At 64.4% G+C, this 1,668-nt stretch carries 2 protein-coding genes; both read right to left on the minus strand.

The window, feature by feature from the left end; translation table 11 throughout:
- Nucleotides 1-243: 243 nt before the first annotated feature.
- Nucleotides 244-1,182 carry a malonate decarboxylase subunit epsilon gene (gene mdcH / locus WCA85_RS09580; RefSeq protein ID WP_424063206.1) on the minus strand — a complete coding sequence of 313 codons (939 nt, stop codon included), beginning with the start codon at nt 1,180-1,182 and terminating at the stop codon, nt 244-246.
- Nucleotides 1,182-1,668 (minus strand): malonate decarboxylase holo-ACP synthase (locus WCA85_RS09585; RefSeq protein WP_424063208.1); only part of this gene is annotated, 487 nt, incomplete at its 5' end. The genes WCA85_RS09585 and mdcH, both read right to left, overlap by 1 nt.

The following is a 1,668-nucleotide window of genomic DNA, read 5'->3' on the forward strand; positions in this document are numbered from 1 at the left end:
GCATTCGCGCGAGCGCGGTGGCCAGCGAGGAGGTCAGGACAGCGCTGCCGGCGATTCGCAGGTGACGGGGCGTGTGCCGCGAGACGCGTTTGGCAAAGCGATTGGCCCGTGAGTTGGGCTGATAGGAAGCCTAACTGAAAGACTACCTGAAGGCCTCGCTGAAAGCGCGGCAACGCGGTGACCGCGTGACCGACGGTCCGGCCGAAAGCCTAACCAAAGCTCAAACAAAGCCTGACCGGCAACCTAACGTCCGCTCGCCTCGAGCCGGCGACGCACCGTCGATGCCCACCGTTCTGGCGTGAGACTGCTGGCGGCGATCGCCATAGTCTCTGGCCACTGCTCGCGAACAATGTCGGTCAGCACCTGGCCAGGCGGCGCTTCCACCAGCACATCGGCGCCCATTTCGAGCATTACGGAAAGCGCGTCGAACCAGCGAACCGTGTAGCGCATATTGGTGGCGAGGTCACCGCGGATGGCCTCGGCCGTATGCAATGGCCGTCCGCCGCGATTCCCGACGTAAATGCTCTGTGGTGTGTGAAACGGCACGTTGCGCGCGTAATCGATCAGTTGCTCCGCGGCATCGGCGAGCAATTCGCAATGCGACGGCACGCTCACCGCGAGCCGCGTTGCTTTACGTGCGCCAGCGGCAAGCGCCCGTGCGATCAACGCTTCAAGCGCCGCGTCCGAGCCCGCCATCACGATCTGCCTCGGGGCGTTGACGTTGCCCACATAGACGCTTGCCATACCTTGCTTGACCTGTTCAGCGGCAAGCGCTTCCAGTTGATGCTCAGTCAGCCCGGAAATAGCGGCCAGCCCATACCCGGATGGATATGCGGTCTCCATCAATTCGGCCCGCTTGCGCACCATGCGTAGCGCGTCGTCAAATTGCAGTGCACCACAACTCACCGCCGCGGCATACGCACCCACTGAGAGTCCTGCGCTGATATGGGGCGTCAGTTGCGCGTCGGCGAGGACGCGCACGGTAGCGACACCGGCCACGACGAGGCCGATCTGAACGGCAACCGTGGAGCGCAGCGCCTCCTCGGTATCGAGCGCAAGGACATCGATTCCGAGTGCCTGTGACGCTTCGTCAAGCGTTGCATGGACCACAGGGTGGGTGGGCAAGCGATGCAGGAAACCCGCGGATTGCGCTCCCTGGCCAGGAAACTGGAGGGCGAGCATTAGGCCTGCATGAAAGTGGTGGCCCAAGGGTCGGCAGCCAGCCGTGGACCTTGCGCATGACGCGCCATCACGCGCGATTTGCCGGATGCCCACTCGGCGAGCGCAACGCCACCCGCCGGTGTTTCAAGCTGGATGTCGACGCGACTGCCCTCGCGCAGCGCATGCGCCTGGAGTTCGGTCAACAATTGCACGGCCAGTTCACGCGACAGTTCATCTGGAGTCCGTATCAACAGATCAAGGTCGCTCGTGACCGTGACGGTCGGGATCTGTGTGGCCAGTTCAAAACCCGCGCTGCCCGTCGGGCCCCAGGCGAACCCGTGCAGCGTGGTTGCTTCGCGGCGCAACACCTCAAGCGTGGCGAACGCCGGCAGCGCTCGGCGGCCGATTGCAGCCGGCCAACTGGCAGCGAAATCCTCAGGGGCGATCGCCTCCAGGATATCGTCCGCCTCGGCCCATGTGGCAAAGCGTTGCGCCCGGCCCGTGCCG

It is taken from the genome of Paraburkholderia sp. (genome assembly GCF_049581445.1).
GTDB lineage: Bacteria > Pseudomonadota > Gammaproteobacteria > Burkholderiales > Burkholderiaceae > Paraburkholderia.

What these genes read in the sequence shown, in the direction of transcription:
- mdcH (WP_424063206.1), bottom strand. Translation starts at nt 1,182, where the DNA reads ATGCTCGCCCTCCAGTTTCCTGGCCAGGGAGCGCAATCCGCGGGTTTC.